Genomic DNA, 19,336 nt, shown 5'->3' with positions numbered 1-19,336 from the left:
GGGGGTGGCGCGACGGCCCTTTGCCATTCCTTTCTCCCTTTCCCCCGCTCCCGCTTCCCTTTCCGTCCCCGGTCCCATTCCGCTCTCCGGAGATCTCATATGTCTTCCCGGGCGCGGGGTTTCCGCGCCCGGCGCAGGTCGTTAGGCAGGGCGTCAGCACTTCCGCCGGTGACGCGAGTCGCCGAAGAAAGGAACACGATGAAGTCCCTCAAGGCCGCCGCTGTCGTCGCCGGGTCTTTGGCCATCGCCGGCTCCGCCGCGCCCGCGTTCGCCCAGGACGCCGCCGATCTCTCGCCCAGCAGCCTCGGCAGCGCCGTGAACGCGCTCACCGCGGAGCCCGCCAACGTCCTGCCGTCGAAGGACCAGTCGAAGGCGCTCGACACCGAGAACAAGGAATCCGTGCTGCACACCCTCAAAAAGGCGACCACCGAGCTGAACTCCAAGGGCGGACTGCTCGGCGGCCTCCCGCTGGGCGGCTGATCCGCGCCCCGGCGCCGGCGGCCGGTGCTCCGTGTGGCCCTGCGCGTAGTGACCGCGGGGCCCGCCGTCCGGTTAGCGGTACGGATCACCGAACCGGACGAGGAGCGAGCCATGATCGTCGACGTGGGCGGAGCAGGGAGCCGCGCGGAGCGGGAGCCGACGGGCCCCACCAGAGGCGGACCCGGACCAGCACCGGCACCAGCACCGGCATCCGCACAAGCACCCGCGCCCGGACACCGAACCCGGCGCCGGATGATGCGGGGACTGCTCGCCCCTGCCCTCGCCCTGACCCTGGCGCCCCTGGTCGCGGCCTCCCGGCCCTCCCCGGCATCCGACGCCGCCGAGGACGCCGGAAGCACCGGGCCCGCGCGCCCCGAGCCGCACCCGGTCGAGCCGGCCACAAGCGCCGCGTTCGACGAGACCTACCGGGGCCGCCGCATCCGCGGCGTCCGGGCCGCCGCGGGGCACGCCGTCGGCGCGGCCATCTGGCACGTCACCGTGGACGGCCGCCCGCTGCACCTGATGCGCAGGGCCGACGGCGGCTGGCTGAGCATGGTCGACCACTACCGGTCGTACCCCACCCCGCTCGCCGCCGCCCGCGGCGCCGTCGACGAACTCGGCCCCGGCGAACACCTGCACGACGCGCCGGCCGATGACGGCCGGCACCACTCCGGGGGGCACCATGGCGTACACGCGTAAGGACGTCAGCACGCTGACCCGCACCGAGAAGCGGCGGTTCGTCGCCGCGCTGCTGGAGACGAAACGGCGCGGTGAGTACGACGAGTTCGTACGCACCCACATCGCGTACTACGTCTCCGACGGCGAGAACGGACTGCGTACGGCACACATGGCCCCGTCCTTCCTGCCCTGGCACCGCAGGTTCCTGCTGGACCTGGAGGAGGCGCTGCGCCGGATCGACTCGTCGGTGACGGTGCCGTACTGGGACTGGACGAAGGACCGCACCACCACGTCCGCGCCCTGGACCGCAGACCTCCTGGGCGGCACCGGGCGGCGCTCCGACCACCGGGTCACCACCGGGCCGTTCGCCCACGCCGAGGGCAACTGGACCATCAAGGTGAACGTCACCGACACCCCGTACCTCACGCGGGACCTCGGACGGGCCGGGAATCCCCTCGACCTGCCGGCCAGGAGCGATGTGGAGTGGGCGCTCGACGACCCGGTGTACGACACCGCGCCCTGGGACTCCACGGCCCGCAAGGGCTTCCGGAACAAGCTGGAGGGGTGGGGGACCGGCCGCGGCAGTGTCTCCTGGCGCAACCACAACCGGGTGCACCGCTGGGTCGGCGGGGCCATGGTCGGCGGCGCCTCCGTCAACGACCCGGTGTTCTGGCTGCACCACGCCTTCGTCGACCTCCAGTGGTCCCGCTGGCAGGCCCGGCACCGCGGCGCCCGCTACCTGCCCGCCGAGCCGCCCGGCGCGGGCGGCGCGCAGCACGGCCGGATCGTCGCGCGGCACGAGAGGCTGCCGCCGTGGGATGTGACGCCGGACGACCTGGAGGACCACAGCCGGATCTACCGGTACGCCTGAGCAAGCAGGCAAGCAGGCAAGCGACGCGGACGCGGGAGAGCCCCGGCTGGGAAGGCCGGGGCTCTCCTGTGTGTCTACGGGACTCAGTGGCCGTGGCCGCCGTTCTTGCCGTCCTCGCTGTGCTTGTCGTTCTTCTCGACGTCACCGTTCACGCAGGTGTTGCCGAAGGCCGGGTTCAGCAGGCCGATCACGTTGATCGTGTTGCCGCACACGTTGACCGGCACGTGGACCGGGACCTGGACGACGTTGCCGGACAGGACGCCGGGCGAGCCGACGGCTGCGGCCTCGGCGCCCGCGTCCGCCATGGCCATGCCGGTGCCGCTGAGCATCACGGCACCGGTGCCGAGGGCGACGCCGGCGGCCTTCGCGATGCGAGACATCACGTTCTCCTTTTGACTCGGGGAGCACGGCAGCAGGACGCGCCACCGCACTGCTGGTCCAACGCGACGGGTCGAAGGGGGGTCACGGGGAGAATGTGAGAATCACCCTTTTTGGGCCGGAGGGGTGGAGTGAGCGCGTCGGGGGACGGCGGCGGGGGACGGAAAATCGTTCCCCTCCCGCCGTGGTCTCCACTAGCGTCTCGGCATGGACAACGAGCAAACCGGCCGACCACACCGCCTCGCCGACGCGTCGGAGCCGTCCGCGCTGACGGTGCTGTCCGGTCTTTCGGGTCTGTTCGCCGAGGAGAACCGGCTGCGCGCCTTCGCGGCCGTGGCGCTGGGGGCGGGCAGCGACGCGCAGGTGGCCGAGGCGGCCGGCCTGTCCTCGAAGGAGACGGCCGCCGCGCTGCGGCGGCTGCGGGAGCACGGCGTGGTGACGTCCGAGGGCGGCGGCGCGCTCGTCGTCGCCCATGACCGGTTCAGGGAGCTGGCCCGCGCGGGCCGGCAGGCGATGGAGGCCGCCGACGGCGCCGACGCGGGCGACGACCGGGCCGGTGTGATCGTGCGGACCTTCGTCAAGGACGGGAAGCTGATCCGCCTTCCCGCCCGCTGGACGCGTAAGAAGGTGGTGCTGCGGCACATCGCCGAGCAGACCTTCGTACCCGGCGTGGAGTATCCGGAGCGCACCGTCGACGAGAAGCTGCGGGCGTGGTGCCAGGACGGCGACGTCGACCATGTGACGCTCCGGCGCCACCTGGTGGACCTCGACCACCTGCGCCGGAGCGGCGGTACCTACTGGCGGCCGGCGGAGTCGGACCGGGCGGGGATCGCCTGAGCGCCCGCCCCGGGAACGGGGGAGCCCGGCATCGTCCAGGTGCGGGCGGCCCTCAGGGCAGACGGCGTACGGGCGAGCCCGCGAGGTGGGCGCGGATCGCCTCGACCGCCTGGCCGTAGTACGTGGCGTAGTTGGCGCGCGAGACATAGCCGAGGTGCGGCGTCGCGAGCAGGCGCGGGGCGCCGCGCATCGGGTGGCCGGCGGGCAGCGGCTCGGTGTCGAAGACGTCCACGCCCGCGCCGGCGATCCGGCCCTCGTGCAGTGCGGCGAGCAGGGCGTCCTGGTCGACGATCGCCGCGCGCGAGGTGTTGACCAGGTAGGCGGTCGGCTTGAGCAGGGCCAGTTCGGCGGGGCCGAGCAGGCCGCGGGTGCGGTCGCCGAGCGCGAGATGGACGGAGACGAAGTCGGCCGTCGTGAGCAGTTCCGCCAGGGAGGCGGCGAGTTCGACGCCGGCCTCGTCGGCGCGCTCGCGGGTGAGGTTCTGGCTCCACGCGCTCACCCGCATGCCGAAGGCGAGACCGACCTGGGCCACCCGGCCGCCGATCTTGCCCAGGCCCAGCAGGCCCAGGCGGCGGCCGTGCAGGTCGGCGCCCACCGTCTGCTGCCAGGGGCCGCCCTCGCGCAGCGCCTCGCTCTCCTGGACGATGCCGCGGGCCAGGCCCAGCAGCAGGGCCCAGGTCAGCTCCACGGGCGGGGTCGACGAGGAGGCCGTGCCGCACACGGTGACGCCGTGGGCGTCGGCGGCGGCGTAGTCGATGACATTGTTGCGCATGCCGGAGGCGACGATCAGTCTCAGCCGGGGCAGCCGGGCGATCAGTGAACCGGGGAAGGGGACGCGTTCGCGCAGGGTGACCACGATGTCCACCTCGGCGAGCGCCTCGGCGAGGGAGTCCTCGTCGTCGAAGTGGGTGTCGAAGGACACCACGTCCACGTCGTCCGCGACCGGGGTCCAGTCGGCGATCTCGGTCGCCACCTGCTGGAAGTCGTCGAGTACCGCACAGCGCAGTCGCACGTCGTCCGGTCCCTCCCGCCAAACGGGCAGTGGCGCCCCCGGCAGGACTCGAACCTGCGGCCAAGCGCTTAGAAGGCGCCTGCTCTATCCACTGAGCTACGGGGGCCTGGTGTGGTGGCCTCGGTCGTGGTGCCCGGGTGTGGGCGAATCCGTGACGGTGCCGGGGACAAGGATAGGGCTCCCGGCTCCATGTCCCTGATGCTGCGCCTCCGTGGCTCGATGTGGAGGTTCAGTGAAGCGGTCCTGATAATCGCAGGCAGGTACGAATCGTGCATCGCTTTTGGCGTCTCGCGCATCGGGTGTTGTGCACTCGTTATGCCTGGAGTCTCGTCGCGTCCCAGTAGTCCCTTCCGTCCGGAGTGTCCGGTCGGCGCGCAGACATACTCATATGCTTCAGAATTCCCCTAAAATTGGGCATTCTTCACATGTGGTGACCTTGGACGTACGGCCTCAGTTGCTCGACGCACTCTCCGCCCTGCGCGACCGTGTCGCGGCCGCACGCTTCCCGCTGCCCCTGGCGGGGGCCCCACGCGCGCGTGCCAACCGCGACGAACTGCTCGCACAGCTCGACGACTACCTGGTGCCCCGCTTGAAGGAGCCCGAAGCGCCCCTGCTGGCCGTCGTCGGCGGATCCACCGGCGCCGGGAAGTCCACGCTGGTGAACTCCCTGGTGGGGAGGCGGGTCAGCGAGGCGGGGGTGCTGCGGCCCACGACCAGGACGCCGGTGCTGGTCTGCCATCCGGAGGACCACCACTGGTTCAGCGGCATGCGGGTGCTGCCCGACCTCACGCGCGTGTGGGTGCCCCACCGGGAACCCGACGACGACCTGCTCCTGCCGGGCGAGGACCCCGCGCGCGTACTGCGCGTCGAGACCGCCGACACCCTGCCGCCCGGCATCGCCCTCCTCGACGCGCCCGACATCGACTCCCTCGTCGCCGACAACCGCGTCCTGGCGGCCGAACTGCTCTGCGCCGCCGACATCTGGGTGATGGTCACCACCGCCGCCCGGTACGCCGACGCCGTGCCCTGGCATCTGCTGCGCACCGCCAAGGAGTACGACGCCACCCTGGTCACCGTGCTCGACCGGGTGCCCCACCAGGTGGTGGCCGAGGTGGCGCGGCAGTACGGCGCACTGCTCACCAAGGCCGGCCTGGGCGAGGTCCCCCGCTTCACCGTGCCCGAACTGCCCGAGTCGGCCTGGGGCGGCGGACTGCTGCCGGCCACCGCCGTGGCACCGCTGCGGTCCTGGCTCGTCCACCGGGCACAGGACCTCGAAGCCCGGCACCACACCATGGCCCGTACGGCCAACGGCATCCTGGACTCCCTCAGGTCCCGGATGCCCGAACTGGCCGGCGCCACCGCCGCGCAGTACGCCGCCGCGCTGCGCCTCACCGCGGCCGTCGACGGCGCGTACGACGGCGAGCACGCGCGCGTACGGGGGCGGTTGCAGGCGGGGGCCGTGCTCGCCGGGGACGCGCTGAAGCGGTGGCGGGCCTTCCCCCTCGACTGCTCCCCCGAGGAACTCCTCGACTCGCTGGTGGAGAGCCTGGGCGCGCTGCTGCTGTGCGCCGTCACCGCCGCCGACGAACGCGTCGACGAGGCATGGCGGCGCGAACCGGCGGCCGCCGCACCGGAACTCGCCGACCGCGACCCGGCCCCGGAGAGCGCCGAACACCGCATCGGGATGGCCGTACGGCGGTGGCGGCGGGAGCTGGAGGAGTACGCCGAGGAGGAAGTGGGCCAGCTCGACCGGAGCATGGCCCCCGATCCGGGAGTGGTCGCCGCCCTCGTCGCCACCGTGCTGCTGGGCGGGCGACGGGCGCGTATCGCCGGGGAGCGGCTCGCCGAGCGGATCGGCGCCCGCGGCGCGCTGCGGCTGCGCGACCGGGGCGGACGGCTGCTCGACGAACACGTCGACCGGGTCGTGCACGTCGAGCGCGAACGCCGGCTGGCGCCGCTCGACGGACTGGAGGTCCATCCCGAGCCGCAGGCCGAACTCATCGCCGCGCTGTCCGTACTGCAGAAGGAGAGGTGACCGGTGACCGCCGTCACTGACCAGGACCCCACCGAGCACACCGACCACACGACGCAGGAGGCGGGCCGGACGGGTCCGGGGAGCCAGGAAGGCCAAGCGGGTCCCGGGGGCGGCCGTGGCCCGGAGCGGGCCGCCCAGGAGGACGCCGCGCGGGAGGCCGCCACCGGGGACGCCGGGCACCCCAGGGAGGCCGGGCAGGGGACACGCCCGCAGGAGCGCCCGAACGAACGCGCACGCGGCCCCCACGCGCGCGTGCCGGACGGCGCGACGCCCCGCCGTCCGGACCGGGACCGGGACCGTACGTCGGACCGGGACCGTACGTCGGACCGGGACCGTACGTCGGACCGGGGTCGTACGGAGGGTGCGGCCGGCCGAGAGCGCGAGGTGGATCGGGAGCGCGCGGCCGGCGGTTCGCCCGCGTCCGGTTCCGGGGACGGTGAGGGCGCCTGGGGCGACGGGCTGATCGCGCGGCGGGTGGACGAGAACGGCGGGCCGGAGCAGTTCGCCGTCCTCCCGAGCAGGCCCGCTTCCTCGGCCGCCCTGATGCCACTCGCGTACGACGGACAGCTCAGGTCACGGCTCGACGCGCTGCGCGAGCTGGTGGGACTCTCCCGTACTCGGCTCGACAGCGGGACCCTGGCCGAGGCGGGCCGGGTGCTCGACGAGGCCTCCGCGCGGCGCAGGCTGTCCGGGCAGCACACCGTCGTCGCCATCGCGGGGGCGACCGGCAGCGGCAAGTCGCAGCTGTTCAACACGCTCGCCGGGGTGACCATCTCCGAGACGGGTGTCCGCCGCCCGACCACCGCGGCGCCCATCGCGTGCAGTTGGAGCGACGGCGCGGCCAGCCTCCTGGACCGGCTCGGCATCCCCGGCCGGCTGCGTCGCCGCCCGTTGCAGCACCCGGACGCCGACTCGCCGCTGCGCGGGCTGGTCCTGATCGACCTGCCCGACCACGACTCGGCCGCCGTGCAGCACCGCGAGCAGGTCGACCGCATCCTGGCGCTCGTCGATGCCGTCGTCTGGGTCGTCGACCCGGAGAAGTACGCCGACGCCGTGCTCCACGAGCGCTATCTGCGGCCGATGGCCGGCCACGCCGAGGTCACCTTCGTCGTCCTCAACCAGGTCGACCGGCTGCCCGGGGAGGCCGCCGAACAGGTCCTCGACGACCTGCGGCGGCTGCTCGACGAGGACGGCATCCCCCTCGGCGAGTACGACGAGCCCGGCGCCACCGTGCTCGCGCTGTCCGCGCTCACCGGGGAAGGCATCGGCGAACTGCGCGAGGTGCTCGGCCAGTTCGTCGCCGAACGGCAAGCCCCGGCGCGCCGTATCGCGGCCGACGTGGACGCCGCGGCCTGGCGCCTGCGCCCCGTCTACGTCACCGGCCGGCGGACCGGGCTCAGCGAGGAGGCGCGGGAGGAGTTCGCGGACCGGCTCGCGGACGCGGTGGGTGCCACCGCGGCCGGCGAGGCCGCCGAACGCGCCTGGCTGCGCAACGCCAACCGCGCGTGCGGCACGCCCTGGCTGCGCCTGTGGCGCTGGCACCGCGACCGGCGCGAACCCCCCACGGGACGGATCTCACTGCGCGCCCAGGCGGACGAGGAGGCCACGGCCCGACAGCGCGTCGAGCAGGCGGTGCGTACGGTGTCCGACCGGGCGTCTGCGGGGCTGCCCGCGCCGTGGGCGCAGGCCATGCGCGAGGCGGCCGGCCGGGGCGCCCAGGGGCTGCCGGAGGCCCTGGACGAGCTGGCGGTGCGCACCGGGCTGCCGCCGGGGCGTCCGCCGCGGCCGGGCTGGTGGCCGGTGGCCGTGCTGGCCCAGGCGTCCATGACCCTGCTGCAGGTGGTGGGCGGCCTGTGGCTGCTGGGCCAGATCATCGGCTTCCTGCCGCCGAACCTGGGCGTGCCGGTGCTGCTGATGGTGGCCGGCATCATCGGCGGACCCCTCATCGAGTGGAGCTGCCGCATCGCGGCACGCGGACCGGCACGGCGCTACGGCCACGAGGCGGAACGCCTGCTGCGGGAGGCCGCCGCGGGGTGCGGCCGGGCCAGGGTGCTGGATCCGCTGGCGGCGGAACTGCTGCGGTACCGGGAAGTGCGGGAGCAGTACGGACGGGTCACCGGGGCGGGAGCGGCGGCGAGGTAGCGGCGAGGCAGCGGCGAGTGCGGGTCTCCCGCCCGAAGGGGTGACGGAGTTCTCCACAGGCCGGAAGACGGTCCACAGCCCTCGGCGGCCCGGCCCGGACCGAGGCAGTCTGGCCTCGCGGCGATCGTGACGGACGCGGTCGTCACGGGCAGCGGCGGCGTACGGGAATCGGACGCACGCGGCGCCGGACGCAGCCGTACGGGACGCGCCCGTACGGGAGGGAGGACTCGCGATGAACGAGACGATGATCTGTGCTGTGGGCAACGTGGCGACGCAGCCGGTGTTCCGGGAGCTGGCGAACGGACCGTCGGCGCGGTTCCGGCTGGCGGTGACCGCGCGCTACTGGGACCGGGAGAAGAGCGCGTGGGCGGACGGCCACACCAACTTCTTCACGGTCTGGGCCAACCGGCAGCTCGCCGGCAATGTGTCGGCGTCGTTGGCCGTGGGCGAACCCGTCGTGGTGCAGGGCCGCCTGAAGGTGCGCACGGACGTGCGCGAGGGGCAGAACTGGACCTCGGCGGACATCGACGCGGTGGCGATCGGGCACGATCTCTCACGCGGCACGGCGGCGTTCCGGCGCACCGGCAGGACGGAGACGGCGGCCTCCCCTCCGCGCCCCGAACCCAACTGGGAGACGGTCGCCGGAGAGCCGCCCGCCACGGACACCACCGAACAGCGGCCGGAACCCGCCGCCGCGGTGGTGGCGTGACGCCGACGGACCACCGGGGATGACCACCGGGGATGACCACCGGGACTGACCGCCGGGGATGACCGAAGTGCGGCTTATCGACGAACCCGTCCCGAACAAACCCGGGTGGATTTGTCGATAAGCCCTGCTCGCAGGCCCGTGAGCGATAACGATTCCGAGTCGGATCACCGCGCGGACCAACATCACCGGCAAGCGCGGCGTGTCACGTCCTTAGGATGCCGAACGAGCCCTGCGGGGCTGGTGATTCTGCTGGTGGGACCGTGCCCCCCACGTCAACGGGTCCTGCTCGAAGGGGAATTTGGTGTTTTCTTCGCTCACTGCGCTGTCTCTGCCCGGTCGGAAGGCGACGCGACTGGCCACCGCGGCCATGGTGTCCGCGCTCGCCGCCGCGGGCGTGGTGACCGGCGCCGGCCCGGCGGCCGCCGCCCAGGACGCGGCGGCGCGGGGGCAGGGCGGGGCGACGGCCACGATAGGCGGCCTCAAGACACACGGCCTCGCGGTCATCCACGGGGCGGACGGTGACCACGAGGTGCCGGCCGGGCTGTTCGAGATGTCCGTCGAGGGCGGCGGGATGCTGCAGACGTACTGCGTCGACATCCAGAACCCGACGCAGAAGGACGCCAAGTACCAGGAGACGCCCTGGAGCGGCACGTCGCTGGGCACCAACAAGGACGCCGGCCGCATCCGCTGGATCCTGCAGAACTCCTACCCCCAGGTCAACGACCTCGCCGCGCTCGCCAAGAAGGCGGGTGTCCGCGGCGGGCTCACCGAGCAGGACGCCGCGGCCGGCACGCAGGTGGCCATCTGGCGCTACTCGGACGACACGGACGTCGAGGCCGTCGACCCCCAGGCCGAGCGGCTCGCCGACCACCTCGAGAAGAGCGCCCGCGGCCTGTCGGAGCCCGCGGCGTCGCTCACCCTGGACCCGCCCGCGGTCTCGGGCCGCCCCGGTGAGCGGCTCGGCCCGGTGACGGTGCGCACCAACGCGGGCGGCGCGACGGTGACGCCGCTGGTGGACGCCACCACCGGCGGAGTACGGATCGTCGACAAGAAGGGCGAGCCCGTCACCTCCGTCACCAACGGCTCCCAGATCTTCTTCGACGTGCCCGAGGACGCGACGGCCGGCACCGCCGAACTGACGGTCCAGGCCTCGACCACCGTGCCGGTCGGCCGCGCCTTCGCCTCGGAGAGCCGCAGCCAGACCCAGATCCTGGCCGGCTCCAGCGAGTCCACGGTCGCGGCGACGGCGAGCGCCACCTGGGCCGACCAGGGACCGATACCCGCCCTGTCCGCCACGAAGAACTGCGCCGAGGGCGCCCTGGACATCACCGCGGCCAACAAGGGCGACGAACCCTTCACCTTCGAGCTGCTGGACACCGAGTACACCATCGCGGCCGGCGAGACCCGGACGGTGACGGTCCCGCTGCCGGAGGACCGGGCCTACGACTTCACCATCCGCGGCCCGGCCGGCTTCGAACAGCGCTTCACGGGCGTCCTCGACTGCCGCACCCAGAGCGCCGCACTGGCCGGCACCCGCCCCCTCGGTGAACCGGCCCCCACCAAGGTCGTCACCCCCACCCCCACCCCGGACCCCAACCTCGCCGAAACCGGCAGCTCGGGCGCGACGCCCCTGATCGGCGGCGCGGCCATAGGCCTGGTCGTGATCGGCGGCGCGGTCCTCCTGTTCCTCCGCAGGAAGAACGAACAGTGATGTCCGGACGACCCTGACGCGAGAGGAGTCCCTGGCAGGGCCACGGAACCGGCGACCCGGAGAACGCATCGCCGGCCTCGAAGCCCAACTCGTCGAACGGGGCCGGTCCTGACCGAAGCCCGTTGCCGCGCTACCTGGGCGTCAGCAGGCGAAACTCATTACCGTCGGGATCGGCCATCGCCACCCAGCGGGCCTCGCTCCGGCCGGTGTCGTTCAGGGTCGCCCCGAGGGAGAGCAGGCGCTCGACCTCTGCCCGCACATCACCGTGAGCAGGCGGAGCGAGGTCGAAATGCAGCCGGTTCCTTCCCTTCTTCGGCGCCACCGGCGGACCGCCCCACGTGAGCTTCGGACCGCCGAGCGGCGAGCGGATCGCGGTCTCCTGGTCCTGATCCCAGACCAGGGGCCACCCCAGCGCTTGGCTCCAGAAGTACCCGACCGCCTGCGAACCGTCGCAGGCCAGCGCTCCGACGAAGCCGCAGTCGGCCAGGAACTTGTTGCCCGGCTCGATGACGCAGAACTCATTGCCCTCAGGGTCGGCGAGTACCACGTGCTCGTCCTCCGGGCCTTGGCCGATGTCGATGTGCTGTCCGCCGAGCGCCAGCGCCCTGGCCACCGTCTGCCGCTGGTCCTCCAGGGACGCGCTCGTCAGATCGAAGTGCATCCGGTTCTGTCCGACCTTCCGCTCCTGGCTCGGAGCGACACGGATACGGAACCCGGTGTCATCACTGGGCAGCAGCACGAGGCCATCCTAGGGATCGTCCTCCAGCTCCCAGTCCAGAAGCCCGGACCAGAACTGCGCCAGACGCAGTGGCTGACTCGCGCCGAAGCAGACCGCGAACAGTTGACTGGTCAAAGCCATGTATATCTCCCACCCACTGACCGACCGCCGGCGGCAAGACACCACCGGCCCTGCGGGCGGAAAGCCTAAGGGGCCGCGGGGATCACCCGCATGCGAGTTTTCCGCGACCTCCGACCGACCGGTCGGCGACCGACAGTGACAGGCGAGTCTCAGGCGCGTCCGGGAAAGCCCAGGTCAGAGGCCCCGCGCCGAACGCGTTTCCTCACAAGGGTGGCGGTGCGGCAAGATGGGGTGTATCTGCCCACTGCCTGATCAAGCTGCCGGACGGTTTCTCTTGGCTGAGTACATTTACACCATGCGCAAGGCGCGCAAGGCGCACGGCGACAAGGTGATCCTCGATGACGTCACCCTGAGCTTCCTGCCCGGCGCGAAGATCGGTGTGGTCGGGCCGAACGGCGCCGGTAAGTCCACCGTTCTGAAGATCATGGCGGGGCTGGAGCAGCCGTCGAACGGCGACGCGTTCCTGTCGCCGGGCTACACGGTCGGCATCCTGCTCCAGGAGCCCCCGCTGAACGAGGAGAAGACCGTCCTGGAGAACGTCCAGGAGGGCGTCTCCGAGGTCAAGGGCAAGCTCGACCGGTTCAACGAGATCGCCGAGCAGATGGCGACCGACTACTCGGACGCCCTGCTCGAGGAGATGGGCAAGCTCCAGGAGGAGCTGGACCACGCCAACGCCTGGGACCTCGACGCCCAGCTGGAGCAGGCCATGGACGCGCTGGGCTGCCCGCCCGGCGACTGGCCCGTCGTGAACCTCTCCGGTGGTGAGAAGCGGCGTGTGGCCCTGTGCAAGCTGCTGCTGGAGGCGCCCGACCTGCTGCTGCTCGACGAGCCCACCAACCACCTCGACGCCGAGTCGGTGAACTGGCTGGAGCAGCACCTCGCCAAGTACGAGGGCACCGTCGTGGCCGTGACCCACGACCGGTACTTCCTGGACAACGTCGCCGGGTGGATCTGCGAGGTCGACCGCGGCCGGCTGCACGGCTACGAGGGCAACTACTCCAAGTACCTGGAGACCAAGCAGACCCGCCTCAAGGTCGAGGGCCAGAAGGACGCCAAGCGCGCCAAGCGGCTCAAGGACGAGCTGGAGTGGGTGCGGTCGAACGCCAAGGGGCGGCAGGCCAAGTCCAAGGCGCGTCTCGCGCGGTACGAGGAGATGGCGGCCGAGGCCGACAAGATGCGGAAGCTGGACTTCGAGGAGATCCAGATCCCGCCGGGCCCGCGCCTGGGCAGCGTCGTCGTCGAGGTCAACAACCTCAGTAAGGGCTTCGGCGACAAGGTCCTCATCGACGACCTCTCCTTCACGCTGCCGCGCAACGGCATCGTCGGTGTCATCGGTCCCAACGGCGCCGGCAAGACCACCCTCTTCAAGATGATCCAGGGCTTCGAGGAGCCGGACTCCGGTTCCATCAAGGTCGGCGAGACCGTCAAGATCTCCTACGTCGACCAGAGCCGCGAGAACATCGACCCGAAGAAGACGCTCTGGGCGGTCGTCTCCGACGAGATGGACTACATCAACGTCGGCCAGGTCGAGATGCCCTCGCGGGCGTACGTGTCCGCCTTCGGGTTCAAGGGACCGGACCAGCAGAAGCCGGCCGGCGTGCTCTCCGGCGGTGAGCGCAACCGGCTCAACCTCGCGCTCACCCTCAAGCAGGGCGGCAACCTGCTCCTCCTCGACGAGCCGACCAACGACCTCGACGTCGAGACCCTCAGCAGCCTCGAGAACGCCCTGCTGGAGTTCCCCGGGTGCGCCGTGGTCGTCTCCCACGACCGGTGGTTCCTGGACCGCGTCGCCACGCACATCCTCGCCTACGAGGGTGACTCCAAGTGGTTCTGGTTCGAGGGCAACTTCGACTCGTACGAGAAGAACAAGGTCGAGCGGCTCGGCGCCGACGCCGCGCGTCCGCACCGCGCCACCTACAAGAAGCTGACCCGGGGCTGATCTTGCGGCACATCTACCGCTGCCCACTGCGCTGGGCGGACATGGACGCGTACGGCCACGTCAACAACGTGGTGTTCCTCCGCTACCTGGAGGAGGCACGTATCGACTTCCTGTTCCGCCCGGAGAAAGACTTCAAGCAGGGGTCCGTGGTGGCGCGCCATGAGATCGACTACAAGCGGCAGCTCGTCCACCGGCACCACCCGGTCGACATCGAGCTGTGGGTCACGGAGATAAGGGCCGCCTCCTTCACGCTCACCTACGAGGTCAAGGACGGCGACCAGGTCTACGTCCGCGCCTCGACGGTGATCGTGCCGTTCGACTTCGAGAGGCAGCGGCCGCGCCGGATCACCGCGGAGGAACGGGAGTTCCTTCAGGAGTACACGGACGACAAGGAGGAGGCCGTCGCCGCATGACGGTCCTTCACCTGGCCGACGAGGGGGAGGCCGCGGATCTCGCGGCCTTCCTCTCCCGCCTGCTCCACTACGACCGCTCGGCCGCGGTGCGCCTGCAGGCGGCGGGCACGGCCCTCGCCGTCTTCGGCCGGCCGCCCTCCTTCGAGGTGCTGGCCGTGCGCGCCGTGCGGCTGGCCAAGCCGTACGAGAACGGGCTCGACGCCACGCTGGACGTGACCGTGTCCGCCGGTGAGCTCCTGGAGACGGTGGACGAGGCGGCGGCCACCGCCGGTGTGCCGGGAGCGGTGACCGGGCCCCCGTGGGCCGGGGTGCTGCCCCCGCGCGGCGGCTGGCGGCCCGAGCCGGGGCTGCCCGGCCCGGACGCGCTGCGCGCGCTGGTCGCCGCGGCGGTGGCGGAGTTCCGCTCCCGCACGGCGGAGCTGGCGCCGGAGCGGCGCACCCGGGCCGAGCTCGACCGGATCGGCGGGGAGATATGGTCCCGGACGGTCGGGGACACCGGGCTGCCGGTGCGGGCCGTGCACGCGGCCCAGTCACTGGGGTTCCTGCGGGCCCCGGGGGGCTTCGACACGGACGCGCCGAAGCTGTTCTCCTCGGGAGCGTGGCTGCGGCTGCGCACGCCCTACGGGTCCGTCGCCCTGCGCCGGGCGGGGGCCGCCGGGGCGTTGGGCATCAGCGTTCGCTGAGCCCGCCGCGACGCCCGCGCGTCAGCCCGGCCGGTGGCTGGTCGGTCAGTCCGGCGCGTTGATCATCGAGGCCGCCGCGTACGTCAGGTACTTCCACAGCGTCTGCTCGTGTTCCTCGGAGAGCCCCAGCTCGTCGACGGCGACCCGCATGTGCCCCAGCCAGGCGTCGTGCGCCGCCCGGTCGACGACGAAGGGCGCGTGGCGCATGCGCAGCCGCGGGTGGCCGCGGTTGTCGCTGTACGTCGTGGGGCCGCCCCAGTACTGCATCAGGAAGAGCGCGAAACGCTCCTCGGCCGGGCCGAGGTCCTCCTCCGGGTACATCGGCCGCAGGATCGGATCCTCGGCCACCCCCTCGTAGAAACGGTGGACGAGCCGACGGAAGGTCTCCTCCCCGCCGACCTGCTCGTAGAAGGTCTGCTCCTGAAGCGTGCCGCGCCGAATCTCAGTCACGTCGTCCATGGTCTCAGACGCGTGGACATAGGACTTGAGTCGTAGGACCCCGCCTTCACCCCATGCCGCACTCACCGCCTACGGCACCTACCGCACACGGCACACCATCCACCGCCGGGCCCGTACTGTGGAGACATGGGCGGGCACCAGGACCTGGACGGCCTCGCCGCCTCCGCGCGGGCGGAGCTGGTGCGGGAGATCGAGCTGAGCGGCGCCTGGACGGCCGACCCGGTCTGGCGGGAGACGTTCGAGACGGTGCCGCGGCACCTCTTCGTGCCCTACTACTACGTCGGTGTCCGGGGCGGCTACGAACGCCGGTGGGGCGAGCACCCCGACCGGGAGGCCCGCGAACGCTGGGTGCGCGGCGCCTACGCCGACGCCCCGCTGGCCACCCGGCTGCGTGACGGCGAACTGCTCTCCTCCAGCAGCCAGCCGTCGCTGATGGCGATGATGCTGGTGGAGCTGGGTGTGACGGAGGGCGACCGGGTCCTGGAGATCGGCGCCGGTACCGGCTACAACGCCGCCCTGCTCGCCCACCGGCTCGGCGACGACGATCTGGTCACCACCGTCGACCTGGACGCCGACATCACCGAGTCGGCCCGCCGGCACCTGGCCGCCGCCGGATACCATCCGGCGGTCGTCACCGGCGACGGCGCCCGCGGGGTGCCCGAACGCGCCCCCTACGACCGGATCCTCGCCACCTGCTCGCTGCCCTCGGTCCCGCGCGCCTGGCTCGCCCAGTGCCGCCCCGGCGGCCGGATCCTGACGCCGCTCGCCACCGGCCTGGTCGTCCTCACCGTCCGCGACGCCGGGCACGCCGAGGGGCGCTTCCTGCCCACGCCCGCGTACTTCGTACCGTTGCGCGGCTCGGACCGGTCCGAGCCGGAGACGCCGGGCCTGGGCGGGGTGCCGCGCAGGGCCCGGGAGGACGACCTGTTCCGCTTCCTGCTCGCGTTGAGCCGGGGCGGGCTCGATCCGCAGGAGGCGTACGCCCTGTGGGACCGCGAGGACGCGCCGCGGCGCGAGCGCTACGGCATCACCGTCCGCGGCGAACGGGCCTGGGCCTGGCTGGACGACCCCGAGGGCCCGTACGCCTGGCCCTGCGTCTGAGAGCCGCCCGCTAGCCCCGGCGGACCGTGATCGTCGTCCACGCGCCGACGTGCACCCGGTCGCCGTCCTGCAGCGGCACGGGCACGAAGGGCTGGATCGGCTCGTCGCCGCCGTTGACCGTCGTGCCGTTCGTCGAGTTCTGGTCGACGACCGCCCAGGTCCCGTCCGGCTGCTGCACCAGCATCGCGTGCTGGTGCGAGACGCCCGGGTCCTCCGGCGGCACCGCGAGGTCGATGTCCGGGGTGTCGCCGGTGGAGTGCCGGCGGCGGCCGATGGTGATCTGGTTGCCGGTGAGCGTCCGCTGCTGCTCGGGCGAGTACGCGGGCAGGTTCAGGCCGGCGGCCTCGGGGCCGGAGCGGTGCATCATCGCCATGAAGTACTCACGGTCCGGCCCGATGGTCGCCGTCCAGGTCACCGGCTGCTGAGGCCGCTGGGGCTGCTGGGGCTGCTGGGGCTGCTGGGGGAACCCGTAGCCGCCGCCGGGCGGGGGCGGCGGGGCCTGGGTCGCGCCGGGCTGCGGATAGCCGTAGCCGCCGCCCTGGGCCGGACCCGGGCCGTTCGGGCCACCAGGGCCACCGGGACCACCAGGGCCTCCTGGACCGCCCGGCCCTCCGTGCCCGGTGGACGACGGTGGCGAGAGCACCCAGTCGTCCTCACCGCCGCCGAAGGACGGACCGCCCTGCTGCGGCCGGTTGGTCTCCTGCGGGAAGGCGGGCGGGGCCGGCGGACCGGACTGCTGGTATCCCTGCGGGGCGCCGCCGGGCCCGCCCGGGCCGGGCGGCGGCGGGACCGGCCGCGACGGGTCGGCACCGAAGGCGGGCGGGGCCGGCGGGCCGGAGGGGCCGCCAGGGCCGCCCTGGCCGCCAGGGCCGCCAGGGCCGCCACCGGGACCCCCGGGACCGCCCGGGCCGCCGTATCCGCCGGGACCGTTCGGGCCGCCGGGGTTGAAGGGGCCGGAGGGGCCGTTCGGACCGCCGGGACCGCCGGGACCACCGGGACCGCTGCCCGGACCACCAGGGCCGCCACCGGGGCCACCCTGGCCGCCCTGGCCGCCCGGCCTCGAAGGGCCGCCGAAGGGCGGACCCGGCGGGATCGGCTCGGCCGGCCGGTTCATCTGGGACGGGCGGGAGCCCTGGTAGTCGTACGAGTCACCGCCGCCGTACGACGGTGGCGCCGGCGGCTGCTGGAAGTGCGGAGCCGGACCGCCGGGCGCCGACGGGCGCGGGGCGGCCGGGGTGTACGAGGTGGCGGTGTTGGTGAGGAAGTTCCACCGGCATTCCTCGCAGAACGGCGCCGCGCCCTCACGCGGCGTGCGGCACTGCGGGCACAACTGCGGCTCGGCGCCCGGACCACCAGGGCCCTGGCCCTGACCACCGGGACCGGCGGGCGGTGGGAAGCCGTAGCCGCCGCCCGGGGGCGGAGGCGGGGGAGGGGGCGGCACGGCACCGGCCATGCGGTGACCGCAGACCTCGCACCAGTCGTCGGAACCCGACTGGTGTCCGTTCGGGCAGGTCGGCATGTCGGTGCTTCCCCCTCTTGCGGGCTCGTGGAGCGCTGTTGTCCGGTGTTACTTCTTTACACGAACAGTCTTTGTCGACCGGGTCTCGAGAGTCATCTCGTCGGCCTCCTCGACCTTCGCTTTCAGTCGCACAGTACCTGCCGCCGCGTCGACCACGTCCACCACCTTCGCAAGCAGTTTCGCCGTATCGGCGTTTCCGGAGACTCCGGCGAGCTGAACCGCACGACCCAGTTTGGCCGTTGCTCCGTCGATGTCTCCCGCTTTGCGCAAATCCAACCCCTGTTGGATGACCTGTGCCAGTTCCGCCTGCCCCGTGTAGTGGGCGACCTGGGGGTTGATCGACGTGGAGGCGGCCATGTCGTCCGTCCACACGGCCCGTACGAGACCCTGCGCGCCGAGGTTGCGGGCGCTGCCTCCCCCACTCTCGGCTGCGCTCGAGCGGGAGGTGCCCCCAGGCTCCGGGACGACCAGGGAGACGCGGGCGGCCAGCATCTCCTGGCCGAGGCCGGCGGCCGGAACCTCCACGCATACGTGGTAGTCGCGGGACTCGTCGCCCCAGGAACCGGTGGGGTAGTCCCCGGCGCGCGGGCCCGCCTCGGTGCGGCGCCCGGTCAGCTCCTCGACCGTGGGAGCGACCTGCTTGACGAACTTCACGGTGGTGCCGACCGGGGTCCACAGGCGCAGGGCGACGTCCGCGACCTCCTTGCCCATGGCCGTCTCCATCATCCGCGTGAAGTCGGCGGCGAGACCGGCCGGGTCGGCGACGATGTCGGCGGTGCCGAGCAGGGCGGAGGCGAGTCCTGTGACTTCTTTCACTTCCCAGTCGGTGCCCACGCCCCTGGCGTCACAGGTGAAGCGCCCGGCGCAGGCGTCGAGCGCCGCCCTGAGGTCCTGTGGCGACTCGTGCTCGTTGCGGCCGTCGGTGAGCAGGATGCCGTGCCGGATGGCGACGTCCGCCGACGACAGCAGCCGGTCGGCCAGCCGCAGCCAGGTGCCGATGGCGGTGCCGCCGCCCGCGCTCAGCTTGCGCAGCGCCTGCTTGGCCCGCTCCCGGGTGGTGGCGTCGGCGACCGCGAGCCCGCCGCCGCCCGGGTAGACCTCCTTGGCCACGTGGGTGCCGCCGACCACCGCGAAGTGCACGCCGTCGCGCAGGGTGTCGATCGCGGCGGCCGTCGCGTCGCGGGCGTTGCGCATCTTGGTGGGCGGGTAGTCCATCGAGCCCGAGCAGTCGACCATGACGGCCACGGCCGCGGACGGTCCCTGGCCCGGCGAGTACAGGTGGGGCGCGGCGACCGCGCTCCCGACCGTGCCGCCGCCGGTCGCGGTGACCGTCACGATGGCGTTCACCTCACGGCCGCCGTCGGGCAGGTACTCGTTCTGGTAGACGTCCATCGAGAACTGCGGCACGTTCGACTTCGAGAAATTGGCCATGCCGGGTCGCATCCCCCTCTACGGCCCCACGGTGGTGGGGTGTCTGGCTGCCGGCGCGGACCGCCCCCTGCGGCCCGCG

At 72.7% G+C, this 19,336-nt stretch carries 18 protein-coding genes and 1 tRNA gene; 12 read left to right on the top strand and 7 right to left on the bottom strand.

What is annotated here, in order from left to right; all coding sequences use genetic code 11:
* Positions 1-198 precede the first annotated feature (198 nt).
* The 3 genes from QC283_RS01525 to QC283_RS01515 all read left to right on the top strand — a co-directional run bounded on the left by QC283_RS01525 (position 199) and on the right by QC283_RS01515 (position 2,029).
* Positions 199-480, top strand: coding sequence for a hypothetical protein (locus QC283_RS01525; RefSeq protein WP_279559454.1), 282 nt, complete (start codon positions 199-201; stop codon positions 478-480).
* Between the two features lie 111 nt (positions 481-591).
* On the top strand, positions 592-1,179 hold the full coding sequence (locus QC283_RS01520) for a tyrosinase cofactor (RefSeq protein WP_279559453.1): 588 nt from the start codon (positions 592-594) through the stop codon (positions 1,177-1,179).
* On the top strand, positions 1,163-2,029 hold the full coding sequence (locus tag QC283_RS01515; protein ID WP_279559452.1) for a tyrosinase family protein: 867 nt from the start codon (positions 1,163-1,165) through the stop codon (positions 2,027-2,029). The genes QC283_RS01520 and QC283_RS01515 overlap by 17 nt, the downstream gene beginning before the upstream one ends.
* Before the next feature lie 83 nt (positions 2,030-2,112).
* Here QC283_RS01515 and QC283_RS01510 read toward each other — a convergent pair whose 3' ends face one another.
* Positions 2,113-2,409, bottom strand: a complete 297-nt coding sequence (locus tag QC283_RS01510) for a chaplin (protein ID WP_383527392.1) — start codon at positions 2,407-2,409, stop codon at positions 2,113-2,115.
* Positions 2,410-2,614: 205 nt separating this feature from the next.
* Between QC283_RS01510 and QC283_RS01505 the strand changes: the two genes are divergently transcribed.
* The gene (locus QC283_RS01505; protein ID WP_279559451.1) at positions 2,615-3,244 is read left to right on the top strand and encodes a DUF2087 domain-containing protein; all 630 of its coding nucleotides are present in this window, start codon (positions 2,615-2,617) and stop codon (positions 3,242-3,244) included.
* Between the two features lie 52 nt (positions 3,245-3,296).
* Here QC283_RS01505 and QC283_RS01500 read toward each other — a convergent pair whose 3' ends face one another.
* Positions 3,297-4,256 (bottom strand): D-2-hydroxyacid dehydrogenase family protein, encoded by a 960-nt coding sequence (locus QC283_RS01500; protein ID WP_279559450.1) that lies wholly within the window; start codon positions 4,254-4,256, stop codon positions 3,297-3,299.
* Between the two features lie 30 nt (positions 4,257-4,286).
* A tRNA-Arg gene (locus QC283_RS01495) sits at positions 4,287-4,362 on the bottom strand.
* Between the two features lie 321 nt (positions 4,363-4,683).
* Here QC283_RS01495 and QC283_RS01490 point away from each other — a divergent pair.
* The 4 genes from QC283_RS01490 (at position 4,684) to QC283_RS01475 (ending at position 10,853) form a co-directional block, all read left to right on the top strand.
* A complete protein-coding gene (locus QC283_RS01490; protein ID WP_279559449.1) occupies positions 4,684-6,291 on the top strand; it encodes a dynamin family protein in 1,608 nt (535 codons plus the stop codon).
* 3 nt (positions 6,292-6,294) lie between these two features.
* Positions 6,295-8,433: a YfjP family GTPase gene (locus tag QC283_RS01485; protein ID WP_279559448.1), complete on the top strand. Its 2,139-nt coding sequence runs from the start codon at positions 6,295-6,297 to the stop codon at positions 8,431-8,433.
* 232 nt (positions 8,434-8,665) lie between these two features.
* On the top strand, positions 8,666-9,142 hold the full coding sequence (locus QC283_RS01480; protein WP_279559447.1) for a single-stranded DNA-binding protein: 477 nt from the start codon (positions 8,666-8,668) through the stop codon (positions 9,140-9,142).
* A gap of 301 nt (positions 9,143-9,443) precedes the next feature.
* A complete protein-coding gene (locus QC283_RS01475; RefSeq protein ID WP_279559446.1) occupies positions 9,444-10,853 on the top strand; it encodes a TQXA domain-containing protein in 1,410 nt (469 codons plus the stop codon).
* 130 nt (positions 10,854-10,983) lie between these two features.
* On the opposite strand, the gene QC283_RS01470 is transcribed toward QC283_RS01475, so the two are convergent.
* Positions 10,984-11,592 carry a VOC family protein gene (locus QC283_RS01470; protein ID WP_279559445.1) on the bottom strand — a complete coding sequence of 203 codons (609 nt, stop codon included), beginning with the start codon at positions 11,590-11,592 and terminating at the stop codon, positions 10,984-10,986.
* 394 nt (positions 11,593-11,986) lie between these two features.
* On the opposite strand from QC283_RS01470, the gene ettA reads away from it, so the two are divergent.
* Genes ettA through QC283_RS01455 form a run of 3 tightly spaced genes read left to right on the top strand, consistent with a single transcriptional unit; the run spans position 11,987 to position 14,747 of the window.
* A complete protein-coding gene (ettA, locus tag QC283_RS01465) occupies positions 11,987-13,651 on the top strand; it encodes an energy-dependent translational throttle protein EttA (RefSeq protein WP_279559444.1) in 1,665 nt (554 codons plus the stop codon).
* Between the two features lie 2 nt (positions 13,652-13,653).
* On the top strand, positions 13,654-14,064 hold the full coding sequence (locus QC283_RS01460) for an acyl-CoA thioesterase (protein ID WP_279559443.1): 411 nt from the start codon (positions 13,654-13,656) through the stop codon (positions 14,062-14,064).
* Positions 14,061-14,747, top strand: a complete 687-nt coding sequence (locus tag QC283_RS01455; RefSeq protein ID WP_279559442.1) for a hypothetical protein — start codon at positions 14,061-14,063, stop codon at positions 14,745-14,747. Before QC283_RS01460 ends, QC283_RS01455 begins: the two co-directional genes overlap by 4 nt.
* A 45-nt stretch (positions 14,748-14,792) precedes the next feature.
* Here QC283_RS01455 and QC283_RS01450 read toward each other — a convergent pair whose 3' ends face one another.
* Positions 14,793-15,206, bottom strand: coding sequence for a globin (locus QC283_RS01450; RefSeq protein ID WP_279559441.1), 414 nt, complete (start codon positions 15,204-15,206; stop codon positions 14,793-14,795).
* A gap of 126 nt (positions 15,207-15,332) precedes the next feature.
* Between QC283_RS01450 and QC283_RS01445 the strand changes: the two genes are divergently transcribed.
* The gene (locus QC283_RS01445) at positions 15,333-16,307 is read left to right on the top strand and encodes a methyltransferase domain-containing protein (RefSeq protein WP_279559440.1); all 975 of its coding nucleotides are present in this window, start codon (positions 15,333-15,335) and stop codon (positions 16,305-16,307) included.
* Between the two features lie 10 nt (positions 16,308-16,317).
* Here QC283_RS01445 and QC283_RS01440 read toward each other — a convergent pair whose 3' ends face one another.
* Together QC283_RS01440 and QC283_RS01435 are read right to left on the bottom strand one after the other, a co-directional pair.
* Positions 16,318-17,826: an FHA domain-containing protein gene (locus QC283_RS01440; RefSeq protein ID WP_279559439.1), complete on the bottom strand. Its 1,509-nt coding sequence runs from the start codon at positions 17,824-17,826 to the stop codon at positions 16,318-16,320.
* Between the two features lie 48 nt (positions 17,827-17,874).
* Positions 17,875-19,257, bottom strand: coding sequence for a vWA domain-containing protein (locus QC283_RS01435; protein ID WP_279559438.1), 1,383 nt, complete (start codon positions 19,255-19,257; stop codon positions 17,875-17,877).
* Positions 19,258-19,336 lie beyond the last annotated feature (79 nt).

The organism is Streptomyces sp. DH41 (assembly GCF_029813785.1).
In the GTDB taxonomy this organism is placed as follows: domain Bacteria; phylum Actinomycetota; class Actinomycetes; order Streptomycetales; family Streptomycetaceae; genus Streptomyces.
The sequence above is the reverse complement of the archived record's forward strand: the minus strand, read 5'-3'. Positions and strand labels throughout refer to the sequence as shown.

What these genes read in the sequence shown, in the direction of transcription:
- QC283_RS01525 (WP_279559454.1), top strand. Translation starts at nt 199, where the DNA reads ATGAAGTCCCTCAAGGCCGCCGCTGTCGTCGCCGGGTCTTTGGCCATC.
- QC283_RS01505 (WP_279559451.1), top strand. Translation starts at nt 2,615, where the DNA reads ATGGACAACGAGCAAACCGGCCGACCACACCGCCTCGCCGACGCGTCG.
- QC283_RS01515 (WP_279559452.1), top strand. Translation starts at nt 1,163, where the DNA reads ATGGCGTACACGCGTAAGGACGTCAGCACGCTGACCCGCACCGAGAAG.
- QC283_RS01520 (WP_279559453.1), top strand. Translation starts at nt 592, where the DNA reads ATGATCGTCGACGTGGGCGGAGCAGGGAGCCGCGCGGAGCGGGAGCCG.
- QC283_RS01435 (WP_279559438.1), bottom strand. Translation starts at nt 19,257, where the DNA reads ATGGCCAATTTCTCGAAGTCGAACGTGCCGCAGTTCTCGATGGACGTC.
- QC283_RS01480 (WP_279559447.1), top strand. Translation starts at nt 8,666, where the DNA reads ATGAACGAGACGATGATCTGTGCTGTGGGCAACGTGGCGACGCAGCCG.
- QC283_RS01450 (WP_279559441.1), bottom strand. Translation starts at nt 15,206, where the DNA reads ATGGACGACGTGACTGAGATTCGGCGCGGCACGCTTCAGGAGCAGACC.
- QC283_RS01510 (WP_383527392.1), bottom strand. Translation starts at nt 2,409, where the DNA reads ATGTCTCGCATCGCGAAGGCCGCCGGCGTCGCCCTCGGCACCGGTGCC.
- QC283_RS01455 (WP_279559442.1), top strand. Translation starts at nt 14,061, where the DNA reads ATGACGGTCCTTCACCTGGCCGACGAGGGGGAGGCCGCGGATCTCGCG.
- QC283_RS01445 (WP_279559440.1), top strand. Translation starts at nt 15,333, where the DNA reads ATGGGCGGGCACCAGGACCTGGACGGCCTCGCCGCCTCCGCGCGGGCG.
- QC283_RS01440 (WP_279559439.1), bottom strand. Translation starts at nt 17,826, where the DNA reads ATGCCGACCTGCCCGAACGGACACCAGTCGGGTTCCGACGACTGGTGC.